This is a genomic window from Lentzea kentuckyensis, from assembly GCF_002150765.1.
Taxonomy (GTDB): Bacteria; Actinomycetota; Actinomycetes; order Mycobacteriales; family Pseudonocardiaceae; genus Lentzea; species Lentzea kentuckyensis.
This window is the reverse complement of record NZ_MUYM01000004.1, coordinates 119944-131625: the sequence shown is the minus strand read 5'-3', so window position 1 is coordinate 131625 and position 11682 is coordinate 119944. Positions and strand designations below refer to the sequence as shown.

Genomic DNA, 11682 nt, shown 5'->3' with positions numbered 1-11682 from the left:
TCAGCCCCATTGCTCAAAGGTAGGCAGGAAACGGGCCGCCAGTTTCGCGAACCGCTCGGGCGGACCAGTGCACGTCACCCGGTGGACGGGTGGGTCGGCGGCGAAGTCGTCGCGCTCGGTCAGCAACCGCACGACGTCCTTCACCGTTTCCTCCGCACTCGACACCAGCGTCACGGCCTCACCCATGACGATCTGGATCACGCCCGTCAGCAACGGGTAGTGCGTGCAGCCCAGGACCACGGTGTCGACCTCGGCGCGCTGCAACGGTTCCAGGTACGCCTGCGCCAGCCCGAGCACCTGCCGGCCGGACGTGACGCCGCGCTCGACGAAGTCGACGAACCGGGGGCACGCCGCCGCCGTCACCGTCACGTCGCGCGCTGCCTGGAAAGCGTCCTGATAGGCGTGCGAGTTGATCGTGCCGACCGTGGCGATCACGCCGATGCGTCCGCTGTGGGTCGTGCGCACCGCACGGCGCACCGCCGGGAGGATCACCTCGACCACCGGCACGTCGTAGCGTTCACGGGCGTCGCGAAAGCACGCGGCGGACGCGGTGTTGCACGCGATCACGAGCATCTTCGCGCCCTCGTCGACCAACCGGTCGCAGATCTCCAGCGCGTGCTTGCGCGCCTGTGCGATCGGAAGTGGCCCATAGGGACCGTTCGCCGTGTCGCCGATGTAGTGGATCGACTCGCCCGGCAGCTGGTCCATGATCGCGCGGGCGACGGTGAGGCCGCCGACGCCCGAGTCCATGATCCCGATCGTCACGGCGTGAATGTAGCCGGTGCGCTGCTGCGGCGGCGGTTGTCCCGAGACACTCCCCACGCGGCCACAACTCCACCGATCGCGCCGAACAGGTGGCCTTCCCACGACACACCCGGCTGACCGGGCAGCACACCCCACAGCGCCGCGCCGTACAGGGCGAACACGCCGACCGCGATCAGCAGCTGCAGCCACGACCGCGCGAAGATCCCGCGCACCAGCAGGAACGCGAGGAACCCGAACACCAGCCCGGACGCGCCGATGTGGCTGCCGGGACTGCCGAACACCCACACGCCCAGCGCGCTCGTCAACCAGATGACGACGGTGACCTGGAAGAACTGCTTGAGCCCGCCCGAGGTCGCGAGGAACCCCAGCAGCAGCAACGGAACCGCGTTGCCGGTGAGGTGGCTCCAGTCGCCGTGGATCAACGGCATCCACAGCAGGTTGTCCCACTCGCTGAAGTCGCGCGGCCGCACGCCGTCGCCCTCCAGCGAGCCGCCGGTCGCGACGTCGAAGGCCTCCACGACGTAGAGGAATCCGACGAATCCGGAGACGACCAGCAACGACAGCACTGGGTGCGGCGGAATGACCCGTTTCGCGAGGGCGGTGCGGTCCACGTCTCCAGCGTACGTGGCCATAAGCTGATGTGGTGTCGATCGAAGTAGCGGTACGCGCATCGGCCCAGCTCGGCGAGGGGCCGACATGGGACCACAGCAGCTCCACGTTGCTGTGGGTGGACATCCTCTCGTCCGAAGTGCACCGGTACGCCCCCGCGCGGGACGACGACGCGGTGCTCGTGCTCCCCCAGCACGTGGGCGCCGCGAAACCGCGCGCCATGGGCGGCATCGTCTGCAACCTGCGCGACGGCATCGCACTGGTGGACCGCGACGGCACTCGCACCTGGCTCGTCTACTGGGCGCGCGAGGGCGTGCGCGGCAACGACGCCGGCATCGACCCGTCGGGCCGCCTGTGGGCCGGCACGATGCGCTACGACCAGGCCGCCGACGAGGGCTGGCTCGCCAGGATCACCGGCGAGGGCGCCGCGAAGGTCATGGTGGACAAGGTGAACACCAGCAACGGCGTCGGCTGGAGCCCGGACGCGACGCTGATGTACTACATCGACACCCCGACCCGCCGCATCGACGTCTTCGACTTCGACAACGCCACCGGCACCGTCGCGAACCGCCGTCCGCTCACCCACGTCGGCAACACCGACGGCTGGCCGGACGGCCTCTGCGTCGACGCCGACGGTTGCGTGTGGGTCGCGTTGTGGGGCGGCCACGCGGTGCGGCGCTACACGCCTGCCGGCGAGCTGGACCGGGAGATCGAGCTGCCGGTGGATCAGCCGACTGCGTGCTGCTTCGGCGGGCAGGACTTCGCGGACCTGTACGTCACGTCCGCGCGGGTCGGTCTGTCCGATCAGGCGTTGATGGACCGGCAGCTGAACGGCTCGGTGCTCGTGCTGCCCGGCATCGGTGCCGGGCAGCCCGGAACGGCCTTCGCGGGCTGACGCGGGGGTACCCGCCGATGTCCGCTATCGCATCTGCAAGTACTACCAACCCAACATCAACAAGCTCGTAACTACGCCCAACCTGTTCGACACTCGCCGAACAAGTTGGGCGTAGTTACAGGCGGTTCGATCATGAGTTGGCGGTACTTGCAGACGCCAAAAGCGACCACGGGCGGACGCGATTGACGCACCCTCCCGCCGACTAAGCCCAGAGATGGCCGTCGAGCCGGGCCGCCGCCTCGTCCAGGGTGCCCGCGTAGGCGCCGGTGGACAGGTACTTCCACCCCGCGTCCGCCACGATGAACACGATGTCGGCGGCCTTCCCCGCGATCTCCGCCTTCTGCGCCGCGGCCAGCGCGGCGTGCAGGATCGCGCCGGTCGAGATGCCGGCGAAGATCCCCTCGGTCTCCAGCAGCTGCCGGGTGCGGCGCAACGCGTCGTAGGAACCGACCGAGTACCGCCCGGTCAGCACCGACTCGTCGTACAGCTCCGGCACGAAGCCCTCGTCCAGGTTCCGCAGGCCGTAGACCAGCTCGCCGTACCGGGGTTCGGCGGCGATGATCTGCACGTCCGGCTTGGCCTCGCGCAGGTACCGACCGACGCCGACCAGCGTGCCGGTGGTGCCCAGACCGGCCACGAAGTGCGTGATCGTGGGCAGGTCGGCGAGGATCTCCGGACCGGTGCCGCGGAAGTGCGCCTCCGCGTTCGCCGGGTTCCCGTACTGGTAGAGCATGATCCAGTCCGGGTTCTGCTTGGCGAGCTCCTTGGCCGTGGCGACGGCCTGGTTCGACCCGCCCGCGGCGGGCGAGAACACGATCCGCGCGCCGTAGGCCTGCAGCAGCTGCTTGCGCTCGGTCGAGGTGTTCTCCGGCATCACGCACACCAGGCCGTAGCCCTTGAGCTTCGCGGCCATCGCCAAGGAGATACCGGTGTTGCCGGACGTCGGCTCCAGGATCGTCGCGCCGGGACGCAGCACGCCGTCCCGCTCCGCCGCCTCGATCATGGCCAGCGCGGGCCGGTCCTTGATCGAGCCGGTCGGGTTGCGGTCCTCGAGCTTCGCCCAGATGCGCACGTTCTCGGACGGCGCGAGGCGCGGCAGGCCCACCAGGGGTGTCCCGCCGAGCGCGTCCAGGAGCGAGTCGTAGCGGGCCATCGGAGGATCAGCCGCCCGCGACGGCCGGGAGGATGGTGACGTTGTCGCCGTCCTTCACCGCGGCCTCGAGGCCACCGGAGAAGCGCACGTCCTCGTCGTTGACGTAGACGTTGACGAAGCGGTGCAGCGCACCCTCCTTGACCAGGCGGGCCTTGAGGCCGCCATGGTTGTTCTCCAGGTCGTCGATGACCTCGGCGAGCGTCGCGCCGCTGGCGGACACCGACTTCTCGCCCCCGGTGTGGGTGCGCAGGATGGTCGGGATCGACACGGTGACGGCCATGATGGTTCTACCTCCGGGAAACGTAACTCAGGACTCGATGATCTTGACCGGTTCCTCGGTCACGACACCGTCGACGATGCGGTACGACCGCAGCTCGTGCTCGATCGGATCACGCGTGGAGACCAGCACGTAGTGTGCCTGGGGCTCGTTCGCGAACTTGATGTCCGTACGGGACGGGTAGGCCTCCGTCGCGGTGTGCGAGTGGTAGATGACCACCGCTTCCTCGTCGTTGGCCTGCATCTCGCGGTACACCTTGAGCTGCTCGGCGGCGTCGAACCGGTAGAACGTGGGCGACCGCTCCGCGTTCTCCATCTCGATGATGCGTTCAGGGCGATCGGAGCCCTCCGGCCCCGCGATCTGCCCGCACGCCTCGTCGGGATGGTCGCGGCGCGCGTGGGCCACCATCGCGTCCACCAGGTCACGGCGAATCACCAGCACGTGCTCAATCCTACGGGCTGGCGAAAGTTGTCTCGGTATGCGAGATAACCGCGCCGACGTGCTTGTTTTAGCTATGGCTTATATTAGTGGAAACTACTAGAGTGGCCGCTGTGCACGCGTTCGACGTACTCGGCGACCCGGTGCGCAGGCGGATCCTGGAGCTGCTCGCCAGTGGCGAGCGGGCGGCGGGGGACGTCGGCGCGGCGGTCCAGGCCGAGTTCGGGATCACCCAGTCCGCCGTCTCGCAGCACCTGAAGGTGTTGCGTTCGAACGGGTTCGTCCAGGTCAGGCCCGAGGGAACGCGCCGGGTCTACGCGGTGACGCCCGACCCGCTGCAGGAGATCGACTCGTGGCTCGACCACTTCCGGCGGTTCTGGGAACCGCACCTCGACGCGCTCGAGACCGAGCTCGCGCGCGGCAAACGGGAACGCAGGCTGGAGGCTGAACATGACTGACCGCGGCTATGAGGACGGAAAGCTCGTCATCCGGCGGCACTACAAGGCCGAGCGCGAGGACGTCTGGGACGCCATCACGACGCCGGAACGCCTGGTCCGCTGGTTCCTGCCGATCAGCGGCGACCTCCGGGTCGGCGGCCGCTACCAGCTGGAAGGCAACGCGGGCGGCGAGATCGTCCGCTGCGACCGGCCCAGCGAGATCGGCCTGACCTGGGAGATCGGTGAGATGAACACCGACGTGCTGGTCCGCCTGGAAGCGGACGGCGACGCCACGATCCTCACGCTGACGCACTCCCCCATGCCCGGCGAGTTCGTCCCCGGCACCGGTGCCGGGTGGGAGCTGGGGCTCGTCGCGCTGGAGAAACACCTCGCCGGCGACCTGCCCGAGGGCCGCGCCGTCGACTGGATCGCGGCTTCCGCGCCGGAAGACCTGGCCGCGGCACACGCACTGGCGGACGAGATCGCCGGAGAATGGGTGAAGGTGCTCGGATGAGGTTCACCAAGGAGGTCGTGCTCGAGCAGCCGATCGACCGCGTGCGGGTGCTGACGTCCGACCCCGCGCACCTGCACGAGTGGCAGCCGGACCTGGTCGGCATCACGCAGCACAGCGACACCCCCGGTGCGCCGGGCTCGACCGCGACGCTCACGTACCGGAAGTTCGAGCTGGAAGAGACCGTGCTCACCGCGAACGCCGACGAGCGCACGTCCCGCTACGAGACGCGCGGCATGGTGCACACCATCACCAACCGATACACCGCCATCGACGACCAGCGCACGAAGCTGGTGAGCGACAACGAGTTCCAGCTCTCCGGTCCGCTGAAGCTCGTCCGGCGGGTCCTGGAGAAGTCGTTGCGCGATCAGGCCGAACGCAACATCGACAGTTTCAAGGCGTTCATCGACAACGCAACGCCTTGACCAGGCACCACGCCGCGGCGGCCAGCGCGCCGAGCCGGAACACGCCCCCACGCCGTTCCTGCTCGGACAGGGAGGCCCACTCGGCGACCTCCACCGCGGCCGCCGCCGTGGTGGCGCCGAGGGCGACGCGCAGCAACGCGGTGTTGCGGCCGTGCGGCGGATGACGGCGCACGGGCGGCGGCACGAGTTCGGCGACGACTCCGGCCGCCTGGTCGATCACATCGGTCATGCCGGGCGGGTACCCCGGCTCAGAGGTCGCGGAACGCCGTGACCCCGCCCAGCGAGGTGGCTTCGCGGGCACCGGACACCACGGCCTCCGCGAACATCTCGGCAGCGGCCGCGCACAGGGCGTCCAAAGCGAACGGCCGGGGCTCTGCCAGCGGCACGGCACCCGTGGCCAGCGCGAAGACGGTGTCGCCGTCGAACATGGAGTGAGCGGGCCGCACCGCGCGGGCGAGCCCGTCCTGCGCGGCCATCGCGAGCCGTTGACACTCCGCTTTGGACAGTGCCGCGTCGACCGCGACCACGCCGATCGTGGTGTTGAGGCCCTCGGGCTTGCGTTCGGGCAACGTGACAGCGGTGGTGCCGAGCGCCGGCAGCCACGGCAGACCCGTTGCGCGGTCGACGACCTCACCGGCCGCGTTCACCACGGCCAGCGCGCCGACCTGGTGCGCACCGACGGAAGTCGTGGCGACACCGACGCCGCCCTTCAACGAACCGACCCGCGCACCGGCACCCGCGCCGACGCAGCCGAGGGCGAAATCCTCCACCGCGGCCTCACAGGCCGCGTACCCGAACGACGCGTCCGGCCGGTTGCCCCACTCGGACATGGGCAGGTCGAAGATCACCGCGCCCGGCACGATCGGCACCACGTGGTGCGGTTGAGCACCCACCTGGAAGCCGATCGAGCGCTCCGAGAGCCACCGCATGACGCCGTCCGCGGCCGCGAGCCCGTAGGCGGAGCCGCCGGACAGGCAGATCGCGTGCACCTGCTGGACCAGGTTGGCCGGGTCCAGCAGGTCGGTCTCGCGGGTTCCGGGCGCGCCGCCGCGTCCGTCCACCGCACCGACGGCACCGGACGGCACGAGCACGACGGTGGTGCCGGTGGCCCAGCCGGGTTCGACGCGGTGGTGGTGGCCGACGAGAACGCCGGGGATCACGGCATCATCGCTTCGACCAGGGTGTCCTGCACCCAGGTCAGCCAGTGGTACACGCCGAGATGCGGCGACCGCGGGTCCTCCGGCGGCAGCTCGTCCGGCATGTCCTCGGTGACGTCCAACGCTGTCCCGAGGGCCAGACGCACGTCGTTCAACGACGACAGCCACGCCTCGGCCTCGCCGACGCTCAGCCGGATCTCGCCGCCGTCGGGCGAGCACGTCCGCAGCACGATCTCGGCAGCGCCCGTCTTCTGGTCGAGCAGCTCCGGTTCGTGCAGCGAGCGCAACGCCGCGGCCGAGTTGACCTCGTCCGGGTCCGGCGCGTCGTCGTCCAGCCGGTGGAAGTCCGGGAGCAGCCGGCCGAGGATCGGGTCGTCGGGGGCCTCCGACGAGCCCGTCCGGATGCCGGTCAGCTCGGCCAGCTCGTCCTGCGGCGCTTCCTCGGCACGAGCCAGCAGCATGTCCTGGATCTGGCTCACCAGACCGCGGACGACCGCGGCCTCCTGGCGGTCGAGCCTGCCGACGACGACGTCACCGTCGCGGATCCACCTCTTCACGAGGCCCGCTGCATGGTCGCCCAGAGCCCTGCCGCGTGGAGCTTCGCCACGTCGGCCTCCACCTTGTCCTTGGTGCCCGATGTCACGATCGCCTTGCCCTTGTGGTGCACGTCGAGCATCAGCTTGGTCGCCTTGTCCCTGCTGAAGCCGAACAGCTTCTGGAAGACGTACGTCACGTACGACATGAGGTTGACCGGGTCGTTCCAGACCACGGTCTGCCAGGGTCGGTCCTCGGCTGCGATCTCCGCGCCTACGGCCTCCGGCTGCGTCCGTTCCTGTTCGACGGGCGTGGTCATACCGCCAATGGTGTCATGTTCGCCGCAGTGGCGGAGACCGCATGCGGCTAAACCGGATGCGACCTTAGGGTTGGCGACCATGAACTCGACGGCGTTGCTGACCGACCACTACGAGCTGACCATGCTCGCGGCCGCGCTGCGTGACGGGACAGGTGACCGTCCGTGCGTGTTCGAGGTCTTCGCCCGCAGACTCCCGGACGGGCGTCGCTACGGCGTCGTCGCGGGCGTGAACAGGCTGCTGGACGCGATCGCCGGCTTCCGCTTCGGCGAGGAGGAGATCGACCAGCTGCGCCGCAACGCCGTGGTCGACGACTCGACCTTGGAATGGCTCGCGAACTACCGGTTCTCCGGGGAGATCGACGGCTATCCCGAGGGCGAGCTGTACTTCCCCGGTTCGCCGGTGCTGACGGTGCGGGCGTCTTTCGCCGAGGGCGTCGTGCTGGAGACCCTCGCGCTGTCGATCCTCAACCACGACAGCGCGATCGCGTCCGCCGCCGCTCGCATGGTCACCGCGGCGAACGGCCGCCGGATGATCGAGATGGGCTCGCGCCGCACGCACGAGGAAGCCGCCGTGGCGTGCGCCCGCGCGGCCTACCTGGCAGGCTTCACCGCGACCTCCAACCTCGAGGCGGGCCGCCGGCACGGCATCCCGACGGCCGGCACGTGCGCACACGCGTTCACGTTGCTGCACGACTCCGAGGAAGAGGCGTTCCGCAGCCAGATCGAGGCGTTGGGCGTCGGCACGACGTTGCTGGTCGACACCTACGACATCACCGAGGGCATCAAGACCGCCGTCGCCGTCGCGGGCCCCGATCTCGGCGCGATCCGGATCGACTCCGGCGACCTCGGCGTGATGGCCAGGCAGGCGCGCGACCTGCTCGACTCGCTGGGCGCCCGCAACACCCGGATCGTCGTGTCCAGCGACCTCGACGAGTACGCGATCGCCGCCCTGCGCGCGGAGCCGGTGGACGCGTACGGCGTGGGCACGTCCGTCGTGACCGGTTCCGGCGCGCCGACCGCCGGCATGGTCTACAAGCTGGTCGAGGTCGACGGCAGGCACGTCGAGAAGCGCAGCACGTCCAAGCAGTCGCGCGGCGGCTGGAAGAAGGCGTTGCGGCGGCACAAGGACACCGGCACGGCGCTGGAGGAGGTCGTGTTCCAGGCCTCCGCGGAGCCGGAGCTCGGCCAGTACGACCGGCTCGTGCAGCTGCCGCTGATGCGCGCCGGACAGCTCACCGACGAGGTCCCCACGCTGGAGCAGAGCCGCGAACGCCTGCGCGCGGCCTTGGTGAGCGTGCCGTGGGAGGGCCTCAAACTCTCGCGCGGTGAGCCCGCGATCCCGACGACCTACCTGGAGGGTTGAGATGACCAAAGCACTGATCGTCGTGGACGTGCAGAACGACTTCTGCGAAGGCGGTTCACTTGCCGTCACGGGTGGCGCGGCCGTCGCCGCGGCCATCTCCCGGCACATCGCCTCCTCGGCGTACGACCACGTCGTGGCGACGCGGGACTACCACGTGGATCCCGGCTCGCACTTCTCCGAGACGCCGGACTTCATCGACACCTGGCCCGTGCACTGCGTGGCCGGGACGCCCGGTGCGTCGTTCCACCCGGAGCTCGACGTGTCGGCCGTCGAACAGGTCTTCTCGAAGGGCCGGTTCGCCGCCGCCTACTCGGGTTTCGAGGCGGAGAACGACCTCGCGGGGTGGCTGACGGACAAGGGTGTGACCGAAGTGGACGTCGTCGGCATCGCGACGGACCACTGCGTCCGCGCCACCGCCCTCGACGCGCAGCGAAACGGCTTCCGCACGACGGTGCTCGTCGAGCTGACGGCCGCCGTCGCCCCGACGACCCGCGACGCGGCCGTCGAGGAACTGCGCGCCGCAGGCGTCGCTGTCTCCTGAACGATGAAGGGCTCCTTCATCCACCTGAGGTGGATGAAGGAGCCCTTCATCGTTGAAATCAGGGAGTCGGGGTGCAGGCCACCGAGCCGATGGTGATGCTGCCCGTGTAGCCGGACGACGGTTCGAACGAGATCTTCAGCAACGTCATGCTGAGGCTGCCGTCGTTCGGCACCGGGAACACGGTGTCGGTGAACTTGGCCCTGGCGAGCACGGTTCCGTTGCTCGCCTTGATGTCGTGGACGTACCCGGACGGGATGGTCTGCGGCAGACCGGTCCAGCCGGACATGCCCTTGAGCACCCAGCCCGCCTGCGTGCCCTTCTCGTCGGCGTCGCAGTTGATCTTCCACTCGGCGATCTTGAGCCGCGGGCCCTTCGCGGCGACGAGCGCGGACAGCTCGAACGCCGTGCCCGTGGCCGCGGACTTCGTCTTCGTGATGAACTCGTCCGGGTTCACCACCTCGGTCGTGCACGCCGACGACGTCTCACCGATCTTGAGCCCGTTCCTGCTCACGGCGGGGCTGGCCGCGGTGACGGTGCCCGCGGCGTCCGGGTTGACGTTGCACACGGCGAGCGGATCGACCCTGAAGGTCTGGTCCGCCTTGGCGAAGTCGGCGGAGCCCGAACTGGCGGTGCCTGGCGGGTTTCCGGCCAGCGCGGGGACCGCGGTCGCCAACGCCAACGCGGCCACGGCTCCGGCGATCAAACTCTTGCGCACTTCGTGCCCTCTCCCCTTTGCCTCGATTACCACCGACCGATAATGGTTGTGTTGCGTGGCCCTGATAACAGCTCGGCGCCCAAGTCACCCGTTCGTGTAGTCCTCAGCGGACACCCACCAGGGTGGCGAACGGCTCCCGGCGCGGCAAAGCGGTCGGGAGGCCGGCCAGCCTCTCCAACGCGGAGCACACCCGCACCGCGGCACGCCCGTCGCCGAACGGGTTGCGCCCCAGGGGAAGCCGCAACCGGGAGCCGAGCACCCAGCCCGCCTCGGCGAGGATGCGGGTGGTATCGGTGCCGACGAGCCAGGCGCACCCGGCGTCGACGGCGAGCATGCGTTCGGTCGTCTCGCGCAGCACCAGCACCGGCACGCCGAACGTGGGGGCTTCCTCCTGGATGCCACCGGAGTCGGTCAGCACGAGGGCCGCGCGCTTGAGGACCCGCACGAGGTCCGGGTAGTCCAACGGATCGGTGATGACGACTCGTTCGTGTCCGCCCAACAGCGACACGACCTGTTCGCGCACACCGGGGTTCGGGTGCGCGGGGATCAGCACGTGCAGGTCGGGGTGCCGGTCGGCGATGGAGCGCACGGCGTTGAGCACGCGCATGAGCGGACGGCCCCACGACTCGCGGCGGTGCACCGTGACGAGCATGAGCCGGCCGCCGGTGGCGTCGAGGCTGCGTTCCAGGGCGATCAGGTCCGGGCTGGACGCGGGGACGTCGGCGGCGGCGACGCGCTGCACGGCGTCCACGACGGTGTTGCCGGTGACGACGATGTGGCTGTCCGGCAGGGATTCCGTGTTCAACGCATTGGCGGCGTCGTCGGTCGGCGCGAGGTGCAGCGAGGTGATGCGGGAGATCATCTGCCGGTTCCCCTCCTCGGGGAACGGGCCGTAGAGGTCACCGGTCCGCAGACCGGCTTCGAGGTGCGCCACGGGAATTCCGCGCCAGAAGGAGGCGAGCGCCGCGGCCAGCGTCGTGGTGGTGTCGCCCTGCACGAGGGTGATCGCGGGGTCGCGCTCCTCCAGCACGGCGTCGAACTCGGGCAACAACCGGGAGACCAGCTCTGCCTGCGTCCCGGTGTGGCGGGGCACGTCCAGCCGCAGGTCGGGCACCAGGTCGAACGCGTCCAGCGCCTGCTCGACCAGGCCGGCGTGCTGTCCGCTGTGGACGATCGTGGGACGGAGGCCGGGGTGCCCCCTCAACGCGATGGCGACGGGGGCGATCTTCACAGCTTCGGGCCTCGTACCGGCCACCAGCAGAACTTCTTTTCTCACCGTTGTCCTCTTCTCGGGGAGGCCGGGAGATCCGCCTGAGGCCGGGGGCAACCCCAGGCGGACCATTTCAGCCAGCTCGGTTCGGTCTGGTCTGGACGGGGACGGCACGGCGCTTCCTCCGCGTCGAGTGCATGAGGAACGCACCCGCGACGAGAAGGACGATTCCCGCGACGATCCACCACGTCACGTCCGCGCCGGTGACCGCGAGGGCACCCACGCCCGTGCCGACACCGATGCCGGTACCGGGGACCTTGTACATCTGCCGCT

18 protein-coding genes are annotated in these 11682 nt (G+C 69.6%); 6 read left to right on the top strand and 12 right to left on the bottom strand.

All coding sequences use genetic code 11. From position 1 onward, the window contains the following. On the bottom strand, positions 1 to 750 hold the full coding sequence (gene murI, locus B0F77_RS03145; protein WP_086661219.1) for a glutamate racemase: 750 nt from the start codon (positions 748 to 750) through the stop codon (positions 1 to 3). An 11-nt stretch (positions 751 to 761) separates the two neighbouring features. Next, positions 762 to 1376: a rhomboid family intramembrane serine protease gene (locus B0F77_RS03140; RefSeq protein WP_245847792.1), complete on the bottom strand. Its 615-nt coding sequence runs from the start codon at positions 1374 to 1376 to the stop codon at positions 762 to 764. A 32-nt stretch (positions 1377 to 1408) separates the two neighbouring features. Here B0F77_RS03140 and B0F77_RS03135 point away from each other — a divergent pair, with 32 nt between their 5' ends. Next, a complete protein-coding gene (locus B0F77_RS03135; protein WP_211293641.1) occupies positions 1409 to 2269 on the top strand; it encodes an SMP-30/gluconolactonase/LRE family protein in 861 nt (286 codons plus the stop codon). Between the two features lie 202 nt (positions 2270 to 2471). On the opposite strand, the gene B0F77_RS03130 is transcribed toward B0F77_RS03135, so the two are convergent. From B0F77_RS03130 to B0F77_RS03120, 3 genes are read right to left on the bottom strand one after another with little or no spacing between them, the layout of a single operon-like run. Then, complete coding sequence (locus B0F77_RS03130; RefSeq protein WP_086661216.1) at positions 2472 to 3422, bottom strand: PLP-dependent cysteine synthase family protein; 951 nt, start codon at positions 3420 to 3422, stop codon at positions 2472 to 2474. Between the two features lie 7 nt (positions 3423 to 3429). After that, positions 3430 to 3702 (bottom strand): MoaD/ThiS family protein, encoded by a 273-nt coding sequence (locus B0F77_RS03125; RefSeq protein ID WP_086661215.1) that lies wholly within the window; start codon positions 3700 to 3702, stop codon positions 3430 to 3432. A gap of 27 nt (positions 3703 to 3729) precedes the next feature. After that, on the bottom strand, positions 3730 to 4140 hold the full coding sequence (locus tag B0F77_RS03120) for a M67 family metallopeptidase (protein ID WP_086661214.1): 411 nt from the start codon (positions 4138 to 4140) through the stop codon (positions 3730 to 3732). 110 nt (positions 4141 to 4250) lie between these two features. Between B0F77_RS03120 and B0F77_RS03115 the strand changes: the two genes are divergently transcribed. From B0F77_RS03115 to B0F77_RS03105, 3 genes are read left to right on the top strand one after another with little or no spacing between them, the layout of a single operon-like run. Then, a complete protein-coding gene (locus tag B0F77_RS03115) occupies positions 4251 to 4595 on the top strand; it encodes an ArsR/SmtB family transcription factor (RefSeq protein ID WP_086661276.1) in 345 nt (114 codons plus the stop codon). Further along, positions 4588 to 5088: an SRPBCC family protein gene (locus tag B0F77_RS03110; RefSeq protein ID WP_086661213.1), complete on the top strand. Its 501-nt coding sequence runs from the start codon at positions 4588 to 4590 to the stop codon at positions 5086 to 5088. The genes B0F77_RS03115 and B0F77_RS03110 overlap by 8 nt, the downstream gene beginning before the upstream one ends. Further along, positions 5085 to 5510 (top strand): SRPBCC family protein, encoded by a 426-nt coding sequence (locus B0F77_RS03105; RefSeq protein WP_158102581.1) that lies wholly within the window; start codon positions 5085 to 5087, stop codon positions 5508 to 5510. Before B0F77_RS03110 ends, B0F77_RS03105 begins: the two co-directional genes overlap by 4 nt. Here B0F77_RS03105 and B0F77_RS03100 read toward each other — a convergent pair. From B0F77_RS03100 to clpS, 4 genes are read right to left on the bottom strand one after another with little or no spacing between them, the layout of a single operon-like run. Further along, on the bottom strand, positions 5488 to 5739 hold the full coding sequence (locus B0F77_RS03100; protein ID WP_086661211.1) for a hypothetical protein: 252 nt from the start codon (positions 5737 to 5739) through the stop codon (positions 5488 to 5490). The genes B0F77_RS03105 and B0F77_RS03100 overlap by 23 nt on opposite strands. A 19-nt stretch (positions 5740 to 5758) precedes the next feature. Beyond that, positions 5759 to 6670, bottom strand: coding sequence for a P1 family peptidase (locus B0F77_RS03095; RefSeq protein WP_086661210.1), 912 nt, complete (start codon positions 6668 to 6670; stop codon positions 5759 to 5761). After that, complete coding sequence (locus tag B0F77_RS03090; RefSeq protein WP_211293640.1) at positions 6667 to 7224, bottom strand: DUF2017 domain-containing protein; 558 nt, start codon at positions 7222 to 7224, stop codon at positions 6667 to 6669. Before B0F77_RS03090 ends, B0F77_RS03095 begins: the two co-directional genes overlap by 4 nt. Continuing rightward, positions 7221 to 7520, bottom strand: a complete 300-nt coding sequence (gene clpS / locus B0F77_RS03085) for an ATP-dependent Clp protease adapter ClpS (RefSeq protein WP_030469591.1) — start codon at positions 7518 to 7520, stop codon at positions 7221 to 7223. Before clpS ends, B0F77_RS03090 begins: the two co-directional genes overlap by 4 nt. 79 nt (positions 7521 to 7599) lie before the next feature. Here clpS and B0F77_RS03080 point away from each other — a divergent pair, with 79 nt between their 5' ends. Both B0F77_RS03080 and B0F77_RS03075 read left to right on the top strand, forming a co-directional pair. Further along, the gene (locus B0F77_RS03080) at positions 7600 to 8883 is read left to right on the top strand and encodes a nicotinate phosphoribosyltransferase (RefSeq protein ID WP_086661208.1); all 1284 of its coding nucleotides are present in this window, start codon (positions 7600 to 7602) and stop codon (positions 8881 to 8883) included. A 1-nt stretch (position 8884) separates the two neighbouring features. Beyond that, entirely contained in the window at positions 8885 to 9424 is a 540-nt protein-coding gene (locus B0F77_RS03075; RefSeq protein WP_086661207.1) for an isochorismatase family protein, read from the top strand. A 58-nt stretch (positions 9425 to 9482) separates the two neighbouring features. Here the strand turns inward: B0F77_RS03075 and B0F77_RS03070 are convergent, their stop codons facing one another. From B0F77_RS03070 to B0F77_RS03060, 3 genes are all read right to left on the bottom strand, one after another. Then, positions 9483 to 10139 (bottom strand): hypothetical protein, encoded by a 657-nt coding sequence (locus B0F77_RS03070; RefSeq protein WP_086661206.1) that lies wholly within the window; start codon positions 10137 to 10139, stop codon positions 9483 to 9485. A 103-nt stretch (positions 10140 to 10242) separates the two neighbouring features. Further along, positions 10243 to 11415 carry a non-hydrolyzing UDP-N-acetylglucosamine 2-epimerase gene (wecB, locus tag B0F77_RS03065; protein ID WP_245847791.1) on the bottom strand — a complete coding sequence of 391 codons (1173 nt, stop codon included), beginning with the start codon at positions 11413 to 11415 and terminating at the stop codon, positions 10243 to 10245. A 67-nt stretch (positions 11416 to 11482) separates the two neighbouring features. Further along, entirely contained in the window at positions 11483 to 11674 is a 192-nt protein-coding gene (locus tag B0F77_RS03060; RefSeq protein ID WP_086661204.1) for an LPXTG cell wall anchor domain-containing protein, read from the bottom strand. Positions 11675 to 11682 lie beyond the last annotated feature (8 nt).

Bases quoted from the DNA above. Each gene is read 5' to 3' on its own strand.
- B0F77_RS03075 (WP_086661207.1), top strand. From the start codon at position 8,885: ATGACCAAAGCACTGATCGTCGTGGACGTGCAGAACGACTTCTGCGAA.
- B0F77_RS03125 (WP_086661215.1), bottom strand. From the start codon at position 3,702: ATGGCCGTCACCGTGTCGATCCCGACCATCCTGCGCACCCACACCGGG.
- B0F77_RS03130 (WP_086661216.1), bottom strand. From the start codon at position 3,422: ATGGCCCGCTACGACTCGCTCCTGGACGCGCTCGGCGGGACACCCCTG.
- murI (WP_086661219.1), bottom strand. From the start codon at position 750: ATGGACTCGGGCGTCGGCGGCCTCACCGTCGCCCGCGCGATCATGGAC.
- clpS (WP_030469591.1), bottom strand. From the start codon at position 7,520: ATGACCACGCCCGTCGAACAGGAACGGACGCAGCCGGAGGCCGTAGGC.
- B0F77_RS03105 (WP_158102581.1), top strand. From the start codon at position 5,085: ATGAGGTTCACCAAGGAGGTCGTGCTCGAGCAGCCGATCGACCGCGTG.
- B0F77_RS03110 (WP_086661213.1), top strand. From the start codon at position 4,588: ATGACTGACCGCGGCTATGAGGACGGAAAGCTCGTCATCCGGCGGCAC.
- B0F77_RS03080 (WP_086661208.1), top strand. From the start codon at position 7,600: ATGAACTCGACGGCGTTGCTGACCGACCACTACGAGCTGACCATGCTC.
- B0F77_RS03100 (WP_086661211.1), bottom strand. From the start codon at position 5,739: ATGACCGATGTGATCGACCAGGCGGCCGGAGTCGTCGCCGAACTCGTG.
- B0F77_RS03060 (WP_086661204.1), bottom strand. From the start codon at position 11,674: ATGTACAAGGTCCCCGGTACCGGCATCGGTGTCGGCACGGGCGTGGGT.